This window comes from Candidatus Magnetominusculus dajiuhuensis, from assembly GCF_046044395.1.
GTDB classification, from domain to species: domain Bacteria; phylum Nitrospirota; class Thermodesulfovibrionia; order Thermodesulfovibrionales; family Magnetobacteriaceae; genus Magnetominusculus; species Magnetominusculus dajiuhuensis.
This window is the reverse complement of record NZ_JBJUSG010000005.1, coordinates 1-18349: the sequence shown is the minus strand read 5'-3', so window position 1 is coordinate 18349 and position 18349 is coordinate 1. Positions and strand designations below refer to the sequence as shown.

The following is an 18349-nucleotide window of genomic DNA, read 5'->3' as shown; positions in this document are numbered from 1 at the left end:
AATCGGCTTTAGTGGCCGTGTCTTTGCTTGATTCAGCATATCATCGAGCCATGAATAAGGGGGCAGTCAGCTCATCGAAACGAATCATTTTAGCACTAGCCGATTTAATCATCGGCAGCAATGTGCAATACCTTATACCGTTAGGCTCTTAGGCATGATAACAAACACTACAGCGTTTATCTTAACAAAACCAAACCGATGATTAGCCATTTGTCCCTCCCCTATATATTCACGGGCTAGCTGATATATAATGAATATAATGCCAGGGCAAGTCAATAGCTGCCTTTTCAGGTATCACAGCGGGAAACTCTTGGGCTAAAAATGGTAAAATAATTTAAGAGGAATGACTTTGAAAAAAATCAAACTGTATCTTGATACATCCGTGCCTTCATTCTTATTCGCGGATGACTCTCCTGAAAAAATGGAGGTAACGGTACGATTTTGGGATATCCTGAAGCTTGGTTTGTATGACATTGTCGTTTCCGATATTCTCTTAGCTGAAATCTCTCGCTCCAAAGTACCTTCATCTCAGGAATTGGAAGAGAAGTTAACTGAGATTGTAATGGAAATCGTTTCTGTCGCTGAGGACATTTACTCACTGGTTCAGAAATATATCGCCGAAGGGATTATTCCTCAAAAATATCAAGACGATGCGCTTCATATAGCTCTTGCCACTTACAACGAAGCCGATGCCCTTATCAGTTGGAATTTCAAGCATATGGTAAAACTAAAGACCATTCGTGGTGTAAATGGAATAAACAGAATGCTTGGGTTTAAAGAATTGGAAATATTAACCCCCCAGAGCTGGATTCAGGAGGATAACGATGAATGAGGCGAAAACGATGAGGCGTCTCCACATTATCAGAGAAAATAATTACGAGAGAATGAAAAATTTATCGTTTAAAATGCAAATCGAAGTAATTCGGACAGAAGCAGAACCTATCAAAAAAAGACTTTTGGATAGAATGAAAAAAAAGGAACTGCCTGCGCGGGACTGGTAACACTCTATTGCATCCGGCTCCTCACAAATAATATCGCGTTATCATGGCCGCTATCGTGGAAATCATTATAACTGCCAGATAGCTTAATATCAATATGCCAAAGAGCGGCCTTTTCGTGTTTATGTGAAATTTATTGTTGTAAAATAAGAGAAACAGCGCGGTGGCCACGGGTATAAAATACCTCCCCGTCAGGCCATCTATTATATTTTTATCAACCTCCGTCCACGTCAGATACTGTGAGAGGACTATAAGGAAAGTCGTACTCACGAAGGCCACCGCCGCTATCGCCTTGTCTTTTATTTTTACCGCGATGTCGCTGCTGTTTTCGCAAAGGGCTGTGAAAATCAGAAGCCCCCAAAAAGTTACGTGAATATACGCGGGAAGCTCCGTATCAAGCCAGCCAAGTTTCCCTATGAAGTCTGTCAGAACGTCAGACGAATATTTAAAAAGCGTGTTTTTCATTGCAATGATGAAGTCCAGAGGATGGTGTGTTATGGAATATAACTGCCTCTGCGGCGATATGTCCAGTTTTTCCCTGAGCGGGACGAGTAAATCCCCCGACATGAAAAACCACGAACAGGCCATCGCGGCGTTCACAACAAAAAATGAGGCCACAATGGCCACATATCTTTTTAATGAGCCAAACTTGCTAACAGGTATCATCAGAAAAATTAACAGCACCGGCACGTAGACCTGTTTCGACAGGGAAAGCATCACCGCCGCCAAAAAAATAAGCGCGAGTTCCCTCGTTGACACCTCAGCACCGCCCCCAAAGGCCGCCTTAAATATCAACGCGGCAAATACAAACGCAACCGCGTTGGTAAAGGCATCTGCAGACAGCGACGCCCCCAAAAACAGCGACATCGGCGTCAGGGCCAACAGCACAAAGAGCCACTTATATACCGGTGTTGCGACTATCGCTATGTAGATAAGCGCTATCCAGACAATCAGGTTCGTTATCCGCCCTAAGTACATTATGAAAATAGGGGCAATGTGCAATAGCCTTCCCACGAATATTCCCAACGCCTGCGGGGCGTACATGACGGGGGCGTATCTTGCCGTGTTTGGGAAGAAATAAAACACGGTCTTCTCCGGCTCAAGCGGGATGTGCATGACCTTGCCGAGGTCTGAGAGTTTTTGTTTGTTATTTGGATGCTGGGAAAGATTTGTAGAAACGTTTATCACCGTATTTCCAAGATTTACGGGAAGCTGCGCCCCGGAGATGCCGCCCGCCTTCGACGAAACTAACCCGCCCATTGATACGTGATAGGCACGAAACATATGATGATACTCATCGGGGGCCTGAAACGGCGGCGTTACAAATACAAATATATACCCAAACACTACGCTTACTAATAAGAAAACCCATTCAGGGGAAATCCCCCCCTTGCTGACCGCCGTATTCTTGTCATTCATTGTACCATTAATCCCCGTGGGCGTGGCGGTGGACGTGTGTGATTGTGCCGTCCGGCCCTTTGTGCCTGTGGAAATGTTCATGAATCAGGTTTACCCTCAGGAGCATCTCTTCGTCAGAGAGGATATCGTCCGCGGCACCTGCCCGCTCAATCGTGTGCCCCTCAGAAAGCACCACAGTCTCACCCTGCAACTCCTCAACGAGGGCAAGGTCATGCGTGGATACGACAATGGTCTTACCCGCGTCGCTGAGGGTAAAGAGCAGTTCAACCAGAAAGGCCTGCGTTCGGGGGTCAAGCCCGGTTGTTGGCTCATCTAACAATATAACCTCTGGGTTCATTGTGAGTACTGAACCGATTGCCGCCTTCTTTTTCTCACCGCCAGAGAGCATATAGGGCGGCCTGTCCCGCAGGGCCTCTATATCAAGCATCCCCATAATCTCCATAGCGCGCCCGGATGCCTCCCCCTCGTCCATCCCTATCTGAAGCGGCCCGAACACCAGCTCATCATACACCGTAGGGCAGAACAACTGCACGTCCGAGTGCTGAAAGACATACCCGACCGCCGTCCTGAAATGCCTCAGAAACTCCACATCCTTAAACGATTTTTCAGTAAACGGCGCGCCCTCAAAAAATACCTCGCCGCTTTGGGGAAACATCAACCCCGCAAGCACTTGCAGCAGGGACGACTTCCCGCTCCCATTTGCCCCGATTACCGCAACTCGCTGCCCCCTTCCAATTGACAGGCTTACGCAGTTGAGGGCGGTTATTTTTTCATAATACTTATATGTCGCCCCTTTCAGGGCAAGTATCGTCTCCATCAAATCCCCTACAGGATTAATAATAACATCCACAGCGTTAAAAACATAGCCCCTGCAATGATGTCCACGGTTTTTGTCTTTTCTAGTTTAGCTAATTTTACCTCTCCGGTGAAGCCGCGCCCGGCCATCGCCTTATACACATCCTCACACCGGAGCTGCGTCTTTTTGAATATATATGCGGCCCTTCCGGCTATCCAGTGAGCGGCGTCCGCAGCGCCTGTGAGGCGAGCCTTTTTTGCCGTGTGCATATCTCGCAGCATCTTTAAAAATATGAACGCGTACTTTTGTGACAGGGTCAGTATCATCAGGAAATACTCAGGCACCCTGAAGACCTTTAACGCCTTCACCACCTCCGAAAACGGCGTCGTACAGACGACCAAAAGCGTAATCGAAACCGAATTGGCCACCCTCGCCGTCAGCATCAGCGCCGCCAGAGTTCCCTCACGAGTCACCGTGATAGTCTGCGGCACGTGGTATATCCAAAAATCGTACTGCCGCCGCAGTTCCAGAATTGTATAAACCGGCTCCCCCGGCGTGATGACATTTAATACGGCGGGAACTCCGGCGATAAACCCAAAGAAAAACCCGGCTGTAATAACCCTCCGGTAAAACGCCAAAATCCCAACCCTCGACATGACGACGAACGGCAAAATAAACACCGCTGTCAACACCTCAGTGGGCACATCTTTTTTCACGCTGACGATAAAAAGATACAACACCAGAAACAGCACCTTTGTCCGTGCGTTTAACCTCTGAAACAGGCCGTCCCTTTGCGACAATTCCCATTGCAAAAAGACTGTTTCATAAAATGCAGAGATATGCCCTACTCCCTTGTCTATGAATGAGACCTTGACGCTGCCGCCTCCGGCCTTTGGGTGCGGCTGGGGATGCAATAAAAAAGATGGTATCTTATTTTTCATTTTTTTCAGGTCGGGCAGCGAACCTGGATATTATAAAGATGCCAAGACCGGCAAGGGCAGCCCCGATCAGGCCCGACACGATGTACGAAAGAGACTTGACGAACACATTCGCGCTGGCCGGGACAACCGTGTAATCGCCTATGGGGGCCTTCCAAAGGTCAGTATAGTGCTGCAGCCCTTCGGGGAGATAGCCGAGCATTTGGTTGAGCGTCCCGGCACTCCACTCCCCCCATGCGCCCGCAGCGCCAAGCTTCTCCGGTACGATAATTCCAAGCGGCACCAGAAGTGCCATAACCGCCAGCCCTATCCACAGTTTTTTCTGAGTCATGTGCGCCCTCCTTAATCTAACAAATCTTCGCCCCATATAATCAGATAAGCGGCCTTAGAAATTATACGTCAGAGTAAGTCCATATGTGAAATTCTGGCCGACCCAACCGCTTGGATTATACGATACGTCGTCAACCTTTCTATTTGCATCACTCGAAAGGGGGAATGTGTACATCGCCATCGGTTGTATGGTCATACCTTGCACTACGGGAATCGTTAGCCCTACCATTAACATTCCGTCGTGAAAGGCACTGTATTTTTTGCCCGTGTAGCCGCCCGTAGCGCAGTCTGTAGCGTCCGGTGGACACGAATATGTCTCATACGTGCGCCAGTAGTTGGAACTGCCGGCCATATAACCAACGCCGGCGCCTAGGTCAACCGTCATATCCTTCACAGCCGGCACAGGAATCGAGTGGCTGAAGGCCAGGTTAAAATACGTCCCCGGGTAGCCGTCGAAATCCCTGTACACCGTAAGCACAGGCTTTGTAATAATATCTAATGCCCCTGCTATATACGCCTCCTGAGTCTGTTTGGAATATTGGGTTGCATAATAAATATACCCGCCGGTCAGGCTGAAAACACCCCATGAGCGTGTATAGCTAAGTTTTATATCCACTTCGTTAAAAGCAACCCTGTTGGGATTTTCAGGGACAGAACTCTGAGTTGTAGTCTCATGTGTATCTATATTGCCCCAGAAGTTTGCTGCAAATCCCTTATAAGCAAACGTTACGGCCGGCTGAATAACCATGCTGTGGGAGCTATACACGTATCCCCTGCTGACATACTTGTTAAAAAGGCTCAACACCGCGGTAGCTGTGACATTATCGGGGCCTGCAGTGCCCTCCAGAGGAATAGGGGCGGCCTCCTCCCTGGCTTGCTGTGCTTGAGACATATCGGCTTCTTCTTCCGCATAGGCAGGAACACCGGCCATGATAATTAACAGTGCTATCAATACTAAAATCGTATCCAACGTCCGTGTTAGGTTTTTCATTTAATATTCCTCCATTTATTATATAAACTTATGGTTCCTTCCAGGCTATGCCTAAGGCACTGCCTTCTTAAAGGCGTAGATGAGTTTCGGGTCGTGTTTGTGGAAATATCTAAATAATAACATTGTCACCATGCCCTCGACAATACAGACTAAAAACATGTGGCCTATCACCATCGCCGGTATCGTAATCGACAGGGGGTATGGCGCGTATAGGGGTTTGCCGTCGGGGGCAGCAGCGACTATGGGCTGAATCCCCAGCTCAACTGCCGTTGCCAGCGCTGAGGCCAGAAGCCCCGCATAACCGGATAAAAAGGCCGCGGCGGACAGCCTCGCCACACTTGCGGACTTTCCCCTTATGAGCTTAAATACCCAATAGGAAACAAACGGCATAACAACCGCCATGTTGAAACAATTTGCCCCGATTGCGGTAATCCCGCCATCGCCAAACACAAGCGCCTGAATGATTAAAACCACCGACACCGCCACAACGGCCGTCCAAGGCCCAAGCAGCACGGCAACGATTGCCGCACCGATGGCATGAGCCGTGGTTCCACCGGGAACCGGAATATTAAACATCATTATAAGAAAGGAAAACACCGAGGCCATCGTCAGATAGGGAATCTCCTTCACCGAAAGCCCCCTTTTTAATTTTCGTAACGCGGCAGTCCAAAACGTCCCCGTAACCGCAAACATTGGTATGTATGTCTGAGGGCTTAAGTAACCGTCCGGTATGTGCATCTTTCTCCCAATATTAAATATGTTTAATATACAACCTATGCAACATCGTTAAAAAAAAAGCCGCAAAGGCAATCATGTTGTTCAACATGGTTCAACATGGCGGGCTCACCGTAAGACGGCTGCCCTTCTGCCTTCGTGGCTTTAATCAGGCCTTCGCGGCCCTCTAAATCTTAATGTTAGTATAACAAAGCGATTTGAATATTTGCAATTGTCCATTCAATAATTCAGCATGTCGTTTATTTCTTAGCATCGGGCTTACTCGAACATGTGCCGGCGCTGCATCCGTGGCAGCCTCCTTTCTTTTTAAATACAGACCTGTATAAAATATAGACCGCGCCCGACACTATAACGGTTACCCAAAAATAATCGGCCATATCCATATCTCTACAGTCCTATCCTTAATAGTGACCCAACCTGATAGATTACAAAGGCAGCTGTCCAGGCAAGAGCCAGTTCGTAACAGACAGCGACACCAAACCATTTCCATGAGCCGAATTCATGCTTAAAAGCCGCCGCCGTAACCATACACGGCATGTAGAGCAATACAAATACCATAAATGCGTAGGCGCTAAGAGGACTAAATGCCTTGTGTATTGACGAAATAAGCGGCGGCGAGGATTCTTTTTCATCGCCGCCAATGCTGGTTATCATAAATGAGGAAAACACATTGCCTGCCGAGTCCCTGCACGCCTTAATAAATGAAATAATCAGCTCCCTCAGATCATCGGCTGCGGATAGTGCCTTTTTATCTTCATCGTCCTTCTTCTTGCCAGAGTATATCTCACCCATTGTGGAAACCACGATCTCTTTAGCAACGACACCGGTTATGAGAGAAGATGCGGCCTCCCAATTTCCAAACCCAAGCGGTTCAAAAACAGGTGCGATTGCCTTTGCGGCCTGTCCCAGATAAGAATCCCTTTTGTTTTCAACTCCCCATGGCAGACTAAAGAGAAACCATATAAGTATTGACATGGCAAGAATATATGTTCCCGCCTTCGCTATAAAATGCTTTCCCTTTTCCCAGCTATGAATCATGAGATTACTAAACGAGGGGATTCGATAGGGCGGCAGCTCCATGATAAACATGGTAGCCTCCCCTTTAAACAACGAATTTTTAAAAATAATTCCTACTAATACGGCAAGGATAATACCAAGAACATACAAAGACCACAACACTGTGCCGGAGTGTGAGGGAAAAAACACGCTGACAAATAGTATGTAAACAGGAAGCCTTGCGCTGCAGGACATCAGGGGGATAAGCAGGGCAGTGAGAATTTTGTCTGAACCGGATTCAAGTGTCCTGGTTGCGTAAATTGCCGGCACATTACAACCAAAGCCCAACAACATAGGGATAAATGACTTTCCATGCAGACCCATTGTGTGCATAAGGCCGTCCATTACAAAGGCAGCCCTTGCCATATAACCGCTCCCCTCTAAAAAAGTGATAAAAAACATCATCGTAAATATCATAGGGAAAAATGTAAGCACAAGGCCAACCCCGCCTACAACACCATCGGTAAGCAAAGAAACCATCCAGCCAGGTGCGCTCATAACCACAAACAGCGCCTTTAACCATGTTGTTACAGGGCCGGTGAAAGCCCCGTTTATCCAGTCGGAGAAGGGCTTCGATATATCAAAAGTCAACTTGAAAATAAACCATATAAATACAAGAAATATGGGAATACCAAGGTACTTGTTAAGCAGAAATTTATCAAGCTTTTCAGTAAGTTCTATTTTGGGCAAAACCGGCCTGGATAACACCTCATGCGACAGCCCTGTGGAAGCGGCATACCTTGCATCTGCTATGATTGTCCCTATATCGTCGTCATGCGCTTTTCTGAGGTGGCTGGTTGCCCTGCCAATTATGCCGGCGTTTATAACAGCCCCAAACTCCTTGCTTATTACAGGGTCTTCCTCCAACACTTTATACGAAAGCCATCTGAGTGGATATTGAACCTGTGGACAACTCTGCTGTATTTCATTGTGGATAACGCTCACTGCCGATTCAATGTCCTCGTCATAAACGATCTGCCTGGGCATTCTGCTGCCGCCATTAAAAGAAGCCTTCACTGCGGCGTCTAAAAGTTCTGCAACGCCTGTTTTCTTTTTAGCCACCGTGGGCACGACAATGATGCCGAGCATTTCACCGATTTTTTTGAAATCTATTTTATATCCTTTTTTCTCTGCCTCATCAAAGATATTAAGCGCCATTACGATGGGAATTTCAAGCTCCATCAGCTGAATGGTAAGATTCAGATTCCTCTCGAGGTTTGTCGCATCGACAACATTGATGATACAGTCCGGCTTATCATGCAGGAGAAAGCCCCTGGCTATTACCTCATCCTGTGAAAAAGGTGTAAGGCTGTATATCCCTGGCAAATCGACGAGCTTAATTTCAATGTCTCCGTGTTGAAACACGGCCTCTTTCTTCTCCACCGTTACCCCTGACCAATTGCCCACATGAAGCCTGCTGCCGCATATAGCGTTAATAAGGGTGGATTTGCCCGCGTTGGGGTTTCCAGCAACCGCCACGGTTATATGCTTTTTCAGATGTGATGTCTCATTGCTTTCCAAAGTCCTACCCCTCTTTCCTTACGATTATTTTCATGGCAAGCCCCCTGCCCAAGGCTATGCGTGAATCATCGACCTTAAACATCACTGGCCCGCGGCCCTTGTTGTTAAGCATCTCTACCATTTTGCCAGCCCTTATGCCTAACTCCTGAATTCTGCTACGGTGCGACGTTAATAATTTTCTATTCGATATCGCGCCGCTTAATCCATGTTTTCCATCTAAAATAAATTCCATGACTACAGCCCTTCCTCCGCTTTCCAGCTTGGAAAGCGGCAGCGTCTCATAAACTGTTTCAACTGCGCCGCTATTGCTGTTAACTTCCTCTTGAGGCCTTGTTGTTTTTTCACTCATGGCACAATCCCCGCAGATTCCGAAAAAATCCAGCCGGTGGCTTATCAATTTAAAGCCATGTTTTTTAGCTAATAAATCCTGTTGTTTCTCTATTATCTCGTCATAGACTTCTATCTTCCTGCCGCATTTTACACAAACTAAATGATCATGGTGCCCCTTGCCGAAGTTGAGTTCGTAATAGAGTCTTCCATCGCCAAACTCACACTCACGGGCTATTGCCGAATCAGATAAAAGTTTCATCATTCTGTAAACGGTTGCCTGTCCAATGGAGTTGTCCTTAGTGTTGACTATGTTGTACAGCTCCTCCGATGAGATATGGTTTGAATTAGAAAGAAAGATATCAAGGATCAACTCTCGCTGAGGCGTCATCTTAAGATTCTCACTGTGAAGGTACGCCGCAAATGCCGACTTTACATCATCAGTCATATTTAATCCTCAATCTTGTGAAGCCTTTATAAATGATAATGATTATCATCATCAATCATTGTAAAGGAAAAAAATTTAGTTTGTCAATTCCCCTAAATAATTTTTTTTTGAATCCCCCGCGGCTTAACCCTATAAAAGAATCATCCTGAGCATGTCGAAGGATGGGTTTTTTATTTCACCTTTCGGGTGTTATGGCATATCATCCGAAACCCTTAAATTTTGAGGGATTTCTCCTCTTTTCACTTCTCTATATCGGATACAGGGTGGTATAAAATTATTGACAAGAAAACACCTAAAACTATAAAGTATTATTGTGGCAGGCGGTGTGTATGATTGCGTGGTTGGACTTTGTTGCGGCTGGCCTTCAGCTGTTTGCACGGTTGGCGGCAATGCCTGAGCTGCGGGCGGGGCACTTGTTATGCCGGTAAAATCAGTGCTAAGATATGTTTATAGCCAGAGATTCAAAACCGCATTTTATGTGTTTTTCGCGCTCATGCTTTGTTATTCCTTTGCCTTCGGCCAACAAGCTCCCTCACAAGACGCGCCCTCCATAGAGATTTCTGATATCTCCACCACAGGCGACGGCAAGGTCTCCGCGTCAGTGGCCATTGTTGACAAAGATGGCAATCCCATCGGGGGATTGAAAAAAGACAGTTTTTCTCTTCACATTGACGACAAAAGAATCCCCGATTTCTCATTTAAACAGACATCCGATGCCCCGCTCTCAGTAATTATTGCTGTGGACGTAAGCGGAAGCATGAAAGGCGTTCCAATTGTCGAAGCAAAAAAAATTATTACCCAATTCATGGGTTATCTCAAAGAAAGCGACTACGCCGCCCTAGTAACCTTCGGAGTTGGAGTCAGCAAGGTTATCGGGTTTACCAAAGACAAGAATATTATATATAACAAAGTGGATGAGCTGTCGGCAAATGAAAACAGAACCGTACTTTTTAAGGCCGTTTCTGAGTGCGTTAAACTGTCCGCATCATCTGCGACGCCTAAGACTGCTATTTTATTAATCACCGACAGCAAGGACGAACACAGCAGCATCAAAGAGGCCGACGTTATCGCCGCCGTCAGGCAGGCACATATCCCTATATATACAGTGGCACTTGGCAAGTATGAATATATCGGCTTCCTCAAGAGAATTTCGGAGATAAGCGGCGGGGAGTTCTTCCTGTTTCCGAAATACGAAGATGTCGCGCATTTGGCAAAGGCCGCCGCGTCGGGGCTTAAGGCAGTGTACCTGTTTGAGTTTCCTTTCACCGCCGCAAACGGCAAATATACGGCCATTGTTAAGCTAAACTATAATGGTGTTGATGTTAACGCAACAAAAGAGTTCACTAACAATGTCCCTAAAGACAGCAAGCCGCCTATTGGCTCTTCGCCCGCTTATGCCATAGGCAATGCCAGCACTGGCGTGGAGCGCCCCGTTAACCGAGTGCTTATTTATTTGCTCATAGGGCTGTCGGCAATCAGTGTGGCCTTGCTTGTCTATCTGGCCTTAAAAGGCAAAAAACCACCCCATCTCGATGAGCGTCAATCGGCGGAGATTACAAAACTCCACGGCGGGATAGCCGCCACGGCAGACATGCTTACAAAGATAGACGCAGAGATAAAAACAGTCTCAGAGAAAAACATGGAATCCTCAGCCGCCCTCTCATCAGAGATAAATGCCGTTGGCGAACAAATATCAACGGTCTCGGCACATATAGATGACGCCGCTAATTCAATTAAAACCAGCATAGCAGACACGCGGCAGGCACTGACTGAGGCCGCTGCCGCCCGACACGAAAAGGGGGTTGCTGGCCTACATGCCATTAAGGAGGAGATGTCGGCCATCAAAGGCGTCATAGCAGAGAAAAACGAGGAATTCACCGCTGCCCTCTCATCAGAGATAAATGCCGTTGGCGGACAAATATCATCTGTCTCGGTGCATATAGATGACGCCGCTAATTCAATTAAAAACAAGATAACAGACACGCGGCTGGCCCTGACTGAGGCCGCCAATGCCCGACACGAAGAGGGGGTTGCTGAACTACATGCCATTAAGGAGGAGATGTCGGCTATCAAAGGCGGCATAGCGGACAACACTGCGGAGCTGACCGCCGCATTGTCATCAGGGATAAAGGCCGTCGGCGAACAAATATCAACGGTATCGCGGCAGATAGATGACGCTGTTACGGCTATGAAACACGGCGTAGTTGAACTGCGGCGTAATCTCAACGACGCTTCTCAACAGAAATTTGAACAGGAGTTCGCCGGTCTGAGGGCAGAAATCTCGGCCATTGAGGAGGTGCTGTCGGCGATTATGGCCAGGCAGATAGAGCACTCTGAGCGCGTGTCGTTAGAATCAGCGAACAGCCTCACAGCCGCCATCTCTATGAGTGAGACTATTTATAAGGACAACATCGCGGCTATCGAAAAAGTACAACTCCGGCTCAATGAGATAGACTCATTGATAACAAAACTGGATGTGGAAGTCAAAAAATATGCCTCTGCCGGGTTGGACACCGGCACCGCGCTCACAAATAAACTCAATGCCCTGGAGGAAATAATAGAGGAAAAAATAGAGGGGAAAATATCTGACATGCCGCTCCATATGGACGCTTCCCTCGACGCTATGAAATACGGCATAGTTGATCTCGTAAACACCATCATGGACATCGAAAAGACACACGGGCTTACACCCGGGCAGACATTTGAAAAGATTGAAGGCAGAATAATAGAAATCGAGACGTCAATAACGATGTTGGCCGCCGAAATCAAAAAGGGGCCAACTGAGCCAACGGATGAGAGCAAGGCCGTGGTTGATGAGATAAAGACAATGCAACAGAGGATATCAGACATATCGCGGCAAATGGAAGACGCGGTTTATGCCGTCAAAGACAGCATAACCGGCATGGAAACCGGCATAATGGAGGCCTCCGCGGCCATGTATGCCAGGGAGATTTCTGGCATGAGAAAGGAGGTGGCCTCTGTCAGGGACGCCCTGGGCGAGGTGATGAGGTTTCTGTTGATAATGAGCGAGTAAACCGTGGACAAAATGAGGAGATATTACATATGTATGACGCAGAGATAAGCCGAAGCAATCCGGGTTGTTTTCTATTTCTGATTGATCAATCTGGTTCAATGAGCGACCCGTTTGGAGGCAGTGACTCCATTTCAAAGAGCCACGGAGTTGCGGACACGATAAACAAACTAATTGCGAATCTGGTGTTGAAATGCACAAAAGACGACGGCATACGCGACTATTTTGAGGTTGGCGTGATAGGATATGGCAATCCCCAAGTGTCCCCTGCCTTCTCCGGAGTTTTTGCCGGCCAGGAGCTTATCAAAGTAGAGGCGCTTGGCAACAATCCCCTGAGAATTGAGGAGCGAATGCAGCAGTTTCCAGCCGAAGGGGGCGGCACGGTGGAGAGGCCTGTTAAATTCCCTATCTGGTTTGAGCCTGTGGCCAATAACGCCACGCCGATGTGCAAGGCTATCTCGTATGCGAAGACTATCCTTGAGCGTTGGAGCGCTGAGCACGCTGACAGTTACCCGCCAATTGCCATAAACATCACAGACGGCGACTCAACAGACGGGAATCCCATTCCCTACGCGTTGGACCTGTACAGGCTTGGCACGAATAATGGCAATGTCCTGTTTTTTAACATCCACATATCCTCTCAAAAGGCAATCCCGATACTCTATCCCGACACGGACGCACAACTGCCAGACCAGCTTGGGAGGTCTCTGTTTGAGATGTCAAGCATGTTACCTGAGCCGATGATGCAGGCGGCGCAAAAGGAGGGTTATAACGTCCTTTCACAGTCGCGGGGCTTTGGGTTTAACGCCGACCTTGTTTCTCTGATTAAGTTCATAGATATTGGCACGAGGGTTGGGAATCTAAGATAAACGCTACCGATAATAAACCTATCAGCGGACTTAGGGCCTATGGCATTCAAAAAAATGGCAATCAGCCCGGCGATTATGAGGACGCGTACGGCTTTAATAAGGATACCCTGTGCGTTGCCGACGGGGCAACCGAATCCATATTCTCAAAGGAATTTGCCAACATGCTGGTGGATTCGTTTATCTCTGGCGTGAATTCTGGAAATTCAGGGTTAAAACAGGCCATGCAGGCGGCTATTGAAGAGGCAGGGGCAAGGTGGAGAGAACTTCTGTTGACGAGGACGTTGCCGTGGTATGCACAGGAAAAGGCAGCCCAAGGCTCTCATGCCGCCTTCACATGTGTAAGGCTTGTCCCCCTTGCCGTGCAGCCGTCGAAGAGACGATTGTTTTTTCAAAAAACGGCCTATAAATGGGAGGCAGCCGCCGTAGGGGATGTGTGCGTATTTATCGTTGGCGACGATGGCCTGATTGACGTCTTTCCAATTGGCCACGCTGCTGAGTTTGACAACACCCCCAGTTTAATATCAAGCCTGCACGGCGGTGATGATGCTCAAATCGTAACAAAAAGCGGGGAATTGAGGCAGGGCGACACGGTGTTTCTATTGTCTGACGCCCTTGCGGAGTGGTTTTTGAGAAGCTGCGAGAGTGGTTTATCTCCGTGGAAGACCCTTAGTAAGATAAAAAGCGAGGCGGCGTTTGGGCTTTTCATCAAAGGACTCAGGGAGACCAGGCAGATGAAAAACGACGATGCCACACTGATGGCCATACCAACGGGGAAACTGCCGTGAGGAAATACCCTCTGCCACAGCAATACCAACAGGCGTTGCAAAACCCGCGCTTGTCTCTTTTTGATGATGAGCTAAGGGGCGGCACCGTGGAGTCTGACAAGATGGGACTGCCGCGTGTCAGGTCAGGGAATTTTGCCTCCGTTTATAAGATAATCACGCCGGGTGGGCGGTATGCGGTTAAATGCTTTCTAAACGCCCCTGATGACATACAAGAGCGCTGCGAACAAATTGCGGACTGCCTGATGAGGATTGACTGCGAGTATTTTCTGAAAGTCCGGTACGTTGCCAGAGGGATAAGCGTCAACGGACAGGTGTATCCTGTTGTCAGAATGCCGTGGCAAGACGGCATACCCCTCGACACATACGTCGGGGGCTGTGTGAAAAGACAAGACAGACAAGGCATTGTGGACATTGCCGACAAATTTCTTGATATGTACAAGACGCTCCGGTCTTATCGCGTAGCACACGGAGACCTCCAGCATGGAAATATACTAATTACCCCGCAGGGGGGGCTGCGTCTCATTGACTACGACGGCCTCTATTGCCCCGAAACGCGGCTTAATTACAGCCACGAATCCGGCCATCCAAACTATCAGCACCCGAAAAGAAACGCCCGCCATTATGATGAGTACACAGACACATTCTCTGCCCTTGTCATTTTTACGGCCTTAACGGTGTTGGTGTACGATTTAACATTCTGGCAAAAATACTATAATGGCGATAACTTACTGTTTTGTGTGAGGGATTTTCTGAACACAAATCAATCGCCGCTATTCAGGGGCCTTGCCGCCACTGGCAACACCCAAATAAGGGCGCTGGGCGCTACAATCGCCTCGTCATGCCTGGCTCCATACAAAAAAATGCCGGACTTCATGGGGCTGCTTGATGAGATAAACGAAGGGGCAGGGGATTTACCACCTCAGCCTTCGACGCATTCAGGGCAGAGTGAGCGGCAAGACCAGCCGAAGGTTGAGCAACCGAAGCCCAAGGACTGGATTCCTGCTTTCGCAGGAATGACAGGCTTAAAAGAACAAGCCGAGGGAATGACAGATTCAGAGCCTACACAGGTACAACCTTATGTGCAGCCGTTGCAGGTCAAGGTCGTCTGCCCGCGCTGTGACGCCATAAATGACCAGTCAACCGCGCTGTGTATCTACTGCGGTTGTATCCTTAGTATTCCAGCGGCTAAGCAGACACCGGAGCGGCGGCAGCAGCGGCCTCCGACTCTCCATGCGGCCAAAAAAATATCCATTGCCGCAAAGTTAAGATGGAGTCTGCTCTATTTTATCCTTTTTTTCCTCGCACTTGCCGCCTACGACCAGACCGATAACAACCGCGCTATCCCATACAAGGTGTTGGCATTTATAAAGGCGGGGAAAGACAGGTTATTAGGTAAGATAATAAACAACAGTGGAGAGATAGCCGGGTATACAAAAGTTATCACCGCTGACCCGGATGATGCCGCCGCATACATAAAGCGAGGCGATGCGTATATGAAGGCAGGGCGTGTGACTGAGGCCGCTGATGACTATAAGGCCGCGGCAAGGCTTGCCATTAACACCGCGGCGGCAAAGGCGGTTAAACCACCGCCGACAGTTGGCGATAACGCCAGCAGTTCCAATTTAAAAGGCGGTAACCAGAGATGACAGTTAGCACAGAAAGCACTTCTCACAGTAAGTTATCTCTCAGGTGCGACCCCGCATATGTGGCCGTATTATTATTAGTCGTCCTCACGCTTATGGTCTTTTTGCCGGTAGGGCATTTCGGGTTTATTGACTATGACGACGACAAATATGTTACAGAAAATCCTCATGTTCTCAAAGGGTTAACGGCAGACGGCGTCCTGTGGGCATTTAAGACGACAGAGATAGGGTTTTGGCAGCCGCTTTCGTGGCTTTCACACATGGCTGATGTCGGGATGTTCGGCCTTAACGCGGGCGGGCATCACATGGTTAATCTCTTGTTTCACGTTTTTAGTACCGTCATATTATTTTTTGCCCTTACTGCCTTAACGGTACCGATATGGCGTAGTGCCTTTGTGGCGGCGCTGTTTGCGGTACACCCGATGCATGTGGAGTCTGTGGCGTGGATAGCCGAGCGAAAGGATATGTTGAGCGGTTTTTTCTGGACACTGGCAATATTGGCATATGTGTATTACGCAAAGAGGCCGGGGCTGGGGCGATATATGGCCGTGTTGGGTTGTTTTGTACTGGGGTTGATGTCAAAGCCGGTGATGGTCACGCTGCCGGTTGTGCTGCTGCTGTTAGACTATTGGCCGCTTGGGCGTTTTGCAGGGGGGGGGATTCAGGAAAAAGCTCGTTCCCTGGCCATTGAGAAATTGCCGATGATCGGGTTGGCCGTTGCCTCTGGCGTGATTACTTTTTTTACTGAGATGGCGGGCAGGACTATTGAGGTGATGCCGCTTAAGGGGCGTGTTGCTAATGCCGCCGTTTCATATGCCATGTATGTGATAAAGATGTTTTACCCTGTGAGGCTTTCGGTCATCTACCCGATTGGCTCGATGGGCGGCTGGAATGTGATATTCGCAGTGTGCGCGATAGGAATCGTGTCGGTTGCCGCTGTTTGGAATATGAAGCGGTATCCTTATATATTCACGGGGTGGTTTTGGTTTTTGGTGGTGATGGCGCCGTCTGTGGGTATAGTGAAATTTGGTGCGATGATGTTTCAGTCAATGGCGGACAGGTATACATATATCCCGTATATAGGGCTGTTTATCATAGCGGCTATGGGTGTGCCGCGGATATTGAAAAATTACAGGAGGCTCTCTGGTGTCCTCTGCCTTGCGGTAGTTTTAATATGCGCGTTTTTGTCAGTGAAGCAGTTAACTTACTGGAAGGACTCTATTACGCTGTTTACACGTGTGGTCAGCATAACCAAAGATAATGGCCTGGCGTATAATAATCTTGCCTGCGCGCTGACGCAAAAAGGAAGAGACCTTGAGGCCCTTGCCGCCTTCAAAAGGGCTATTTCCATCTATCCCAACAGCGCCGTCATACATGTAAACGCGGCTAATCTGATGTTGTGGACGAACAGGAAAGACGACGCCCTTATGCACTTCAAGACGGCGATAGCGCTTGACCCGGACATCTCCAGCGCCTATATCGGCGCGGGTGTGGCGCTCCTAATGCTGAATGAGCCCCGCGAGGCTATCCCCTATTTCGAGAAGGCATTGGTTCTTGAGCCAAACCTCACGGCGGCGGTTTCGTATCTGAATGCCGCAAAGGCGCAGGTAGCTTTGGGCGGCGCTGCCGGAGGTTCCACGGTCAACCCGCCTAAGACTAATTGAGAAATAAGGACAACCCTGATATACCGGAGTATCCTTCGACAAGCTCAGGATGCCAGCAACATAATCATCGACAAAAAAGCGTCTCCACCCGACTTCTCTTGCCGTCATTCCGGCTTGTCCGGAATCCGTCTCTACACATTGTCAAAGCAAAGAGGATTCCAGACAAGCGGGAGTTTGAGGTCAGCGCCCTCGCGGTTTTAAAATGGCCGCTGTTTCTTAATTAAAAGGCGGATGCCTGAGCCACTGGGCGACCCTCCATGAAACACCCATGTCCGCTAAAAATCGCATACTGTATGTATTTCTTCCTGTGTCAGCCATGCGGCATACAGAAGAGCTTGGCGTAGGTCTTCAGGTTCAATATCTGGATAGTCGGCGAGCACTTCGTCTGACGTTGCGCCGTAAGCGATCTGCCCGACGAGGACAGAAACGGGAATTCGCATCCCACGAATACACGCCCTGCCGCCCATAATCACGGGGTCAAAGGTTATACGGTCAAATCCTAACATCTCTAAACACCTCCATGTTGACATGCCGATTATCTATACTGTCCTGCAACCCATGTAGCATTATTTCTAATTTGTTCGTTAATATTTAATAATTCAATACCATAAATTGTGCCGTCAGTAGCTATGTAGATTTTATTTTCAACTTGAAATCTCTCCTCTTATAGTATTAATAGCATTTTGACAGCCCTTTTAACAAGTTACATAAACTAAAAAGCACGGTAATTTTGTTCTCCATCATAAGTAAGCGGTAGTTGCTTAGTTTGTTGCCATCCTTGTCCCTTTCTGTCATTCC

The 18349-nt window shown here is 48.2% G+C and carries 16 protein-coding genes; 7 read left to right on the top strand and 9 right to left on the bottom strand.

Going from position 1 to position 18349, the window contains the following annotated elements; translation table 11 throughout:
* Positions 1–349: 349 nt before the first annotated feature.
* Together AB7D94_RS01385 and AB7D94_RS01380 are read left to right on the top strand one after the other, a co-directional pair.
* Positions 350–832, top strand: coding sequence for a PIN domain-containing protein (locus AB7D94_RS01385; RefSeq protein ID WP_420263864.1), 483 nt, complete (start codon positions 350–352; stop codon positions 830–832).
* Positions 825–1001: a hypothetical protein gene (locus AB7D94_RS01380; RefSeq protein WP_420263862.1), complete on the top strand. Its 177-nt coding sequence runs from the start codon at positions 825–827 to the stop codon at positions 999–1001. The genes AB7D94_RS01385 and AB7D94_RS01380 overlap by 8 nt, the downstream gene beginning before the upstream one ends.
* Positions 1002–1022: 21 nt before the next feature.
* Here AB7D94_RS01380 and AB7D94_RS01375 read toward each other — a convergent pair whose 3' ends face one another.
* The 8 genes from AB7D94_RS01375 to AB7D94_RS01340 all read right to left on the bottom strand — a co-directional run bounded on the left by AB7D94_RS01375 (position 1023) and on the right by AB7D94_RS01340 (position 9559).
* The gene (locus AB7D94_RS01375) at positions 1023–2498 is read right to left on the bottom strand and encodes a DUF2142 domain-containing protein (protein ID WP_420263861.1); all 1476 of its coding nucleotides are present in this window, start codon (positions 2496–2498) and stop codon (positions 1023–1025) included.
* Complete coding sequence (locus tag AB7D94_RS01370) at positions 2425–3234, bottom strand: energy-coupling factor ABC transporter ATP-binding protein (protein WP_420263860.1); 810 nt, start codon at positions 3232–3234, stop codon at positions 2425–2427. The genes AB7D94_RS01375 and AB7D94_RS01370 overlap by 74 nt, the downstream gene beginning before the upstream one ends.
* A gap of 8 nt (positions 3235–3242) precedes the next feature.
* Entirely contained in the window at positions 3243–4154 is a 912-nt protein-coding gene (gene cbiQ / locus AB7D94_RS01365; RefSeq protein ID WP_420263859.1) for a cobalt ECF transporter T component CbiQ, read from the bottom strand.
* Positions 4144–4482 (bottom strand): cobalamin biosynthesis protein, encoded by a 339-nt coding sequence (locus AB7D94_RS01360; RefSeq protein ID WP_420263858.1) that lies wholly within the window; start codon positions 4480–4482, stop codon positions 4144–4146. Before AB7D94_RS01360 ends, cbiQ begins: the two co-directional genes overlap by 11 nt.
* Before the next feature lie 54 nt (positions 4483–4536).
* Positions 4537–5472 carry a hypothetical protein gene (locus AB7D94_RS01355; protein WP_420263857.1) on the bottom strand — a complete coding sequence of 312 codons (936 nt, stop codon included), beginning with the start codon at positions 5470–5472 and terminating at the stop codon, positions 4537–4539.
* A 51-nt stretch (positions 5473–5523) separates the two neighbouring features.
* A complete protein-coding gene (gene cbiM, locus AB7D94_RS01350; RefSeq protein ID WP_420263856.1) occupies positions 5524–6210 on the bottom strand; it encodes a cobalt transporter CbiM in 687 nt (228 codons plus the stop codon).
* A 384-nt stretch (positions 6211–6594) separates the two neighbouring features.
* On the bottom strand, positions 6595–8784 hold the full coding sequence (feoB, locus tag AB7D94_RS01345) for a ferrous iron transport protein B (RefSeq protein ID WP_420263855.1): 2190 nt from the start codon (positions 8782–8784) through the stop codon (positions 6595–6597).
* Between the two features lie 4 nt (positions 8785–8788).
* Positions 8789–9559 carry a transcriptional repressor gene (locus AB7D94_RS01340; protein WP_420263853.1) on the bottom strand — a complete coding sequence of 257 codons (771 nt, stop codon included), beginning with the start codon at positions 9557–9559 and terminating at the stop codon, positions 8789–8791.
* A 418-nt stretch (positions 9560–9977) separates the two neighbouring features.
* Between AB7D94_RS01340 and AB7D94_RS01335 the strand changes: the two genes are divergently transcribed.
* Genes AB7D94_RS01335 through AB7D94_RS01315 form a run of 5 tightly spaced genes read left to right on the top strand, consistent with a single transcriptional unit; the run spans position 9978 to position 17551 of the window.
* Positions 9978–12593 (top strand): VWA domain-containing protein, encoded by a 2616-nt coding sequence (locus tag AB7D94_RS01335; protein ID WP_420263852.1) that lies wholly within the window; start codon positions 9978–9980, stop codon positions 12591–12593.
* Positions 12594–12622: 29 nt separating this feature from the next.
* Positions 12623–13459 carry a vWA domain-containing protein gene (locus AB7D94_RS01330; RefSeq protein ID WP_420263851.1) on the top strand — a complete coding sequence of 279 codons (837 nt, stop codon included), beginning with the start codon at positions 12623–12625 and terminating at the stop codon, positions 13457–13459.
* The gene (locus AB7D94_RS01325; protein WP_420263915.1) at positions 13456–14244 is read left to right on the top strand and encodes a protein phosphatase 2C domain-containing protein; all 789 of its coding nucleotides are present in this window, start codon (positions 13456–13458) and stop codon (positions 14242–14244) included. The genes AB7D94_RS01330 and AB7D94_RS01325 overlap by 4 nt, the downstream gene beginning before the upstream one ends.
* Entirely contained in the window at positions 14241–15890 is a 1650-nt protein-coding gene (locus AB7D94_RS01320; RefSeq protein WP_420263850.1) for a hypothetical protein, read from the top strand. Before AB7D94_RS01325 ends, AB7D94_RS01320 begins: the two co-directional genes overlap by 4 nt.
* Positions 15887–17551 (top strand): tetratricopeptide repeat protein, encoded by a 1665-nt coding sequence (locus AB7D94_RS01315; protein WP_420263849.1) that lies wholly within the window; start codon positions 15887–15889, stop codon positions 17549–17551. The genes AB7D94_RS01320 and AB7D94_RS01315 overlap by 4 nt, the downstream gene beginning before the upstream one ends.
* Before the next feature lie 275 nt (positions 17552–17826).
* Here AB7D94_RS01315 and AB7D94_RS01310 read toward each other — a convergent pair whose 3' ends face one another.
* Positions 17827–18057 carry a DUF433 domain-containing protein gene (locus AB7D94_RS01310; protein WP_420263848.1) on the bottom strand — a complete coding sequence of 77 codons (231 nt, stop codon included), beginning with the start codon at positions 18055–18057 and terminating at the stop codon, positions 17827–17829.
* Between the last annotated feature and the right edge of the window lie 292 nt (positions 18058–18349).

Excerpts from the sequence above, each read along its gene's own strand:
- AB7D94_RS01370 (WP_420263860.1), bottom strand. The coding sequence starts at position 3,234 with ATGGAGACGATACTTGCCCTGAAAGGGGCGACATATAAGTATTATGAA.
- AB7D94_RS01330 (WP_420263851.1), top strand. The coding sequence starts at position 12,623 with ATGTATGACGCAGAGATAAGCCGAAGCAATCCGGGTTGTTTTCTATTT.
- AB7D94_RS01340 (WP_420263853.1), bottom strand. The coding sequence starts at position 9,559 with ATGACTGATGATGTAAAGTCGGCATTTGCGGCGTACCTTCACAGTGAG.
- AB7D94_RS01310 (WP_420263848.1), bottom strand. The coding sequence starts at position 18,057 with ATGTTAGGATTTGACCGTATAACCTTTGACCCCGTGATTATGGGCGGC.
- cbiM (WP_420263856.1), bottom strand. The coding sequence starts at position 6,210 with ATGCACATACCGGACGGTTACTTAAGCCCTCAGACATACATACCAATG.
- AB7D94_RS01355 (WP_420263857.1), bottom strand. The coding sequence starts at position 5,472 with ATGAAAAACCTAACACGGACGTTGGATACGATTTTAGTATTGATAGCA.
- AB7D94_RS01380 (WP_420263862.1), top strand. The coding sequence starts at position 825 with ATGAATGAGGCGAAAACGATGAGGCGTCTCCACATTATCAGAGAAAAT.
- AB7D94_RS01335 (WP_420263852.1), top strand. The coding sequence starts at position 9,978 with ATGCCGGTAAAATCAGTGCTAAGATATGTTTATAGCCAGAGATTCAAA.
- AB7D94_RS01375 (WP_420263861.1), bottom strand. The coding sequence starts at position 2,498 with ATGAACATTTCCACAGGCACAAAGGGCCGGACGGCACAATCACACACG.
- AB7D94_RS01315 (WP_420263849.1), top strand. The coding sequence starts at position 15,887 with ATGACAGTTAGCACAGAAAGCACTTCTCACAGTAAGTTATCTCTCAGG.
- cbiQ (WP_420263859.1), bottom strand. The coding sequence starts at position 4,154 with ATGAAAAATAAGATACCATCTTTTTTATTGCATCCCCAGCCGCACCCA.
- AB7D94_RS01360 (WP_420263858.1), bottom strand. The coding sequence starts at position 4,482 with ATGACTCAGAAAAAACTGTGGATAGGGCTGGCGGTTATGGCACTTCTG.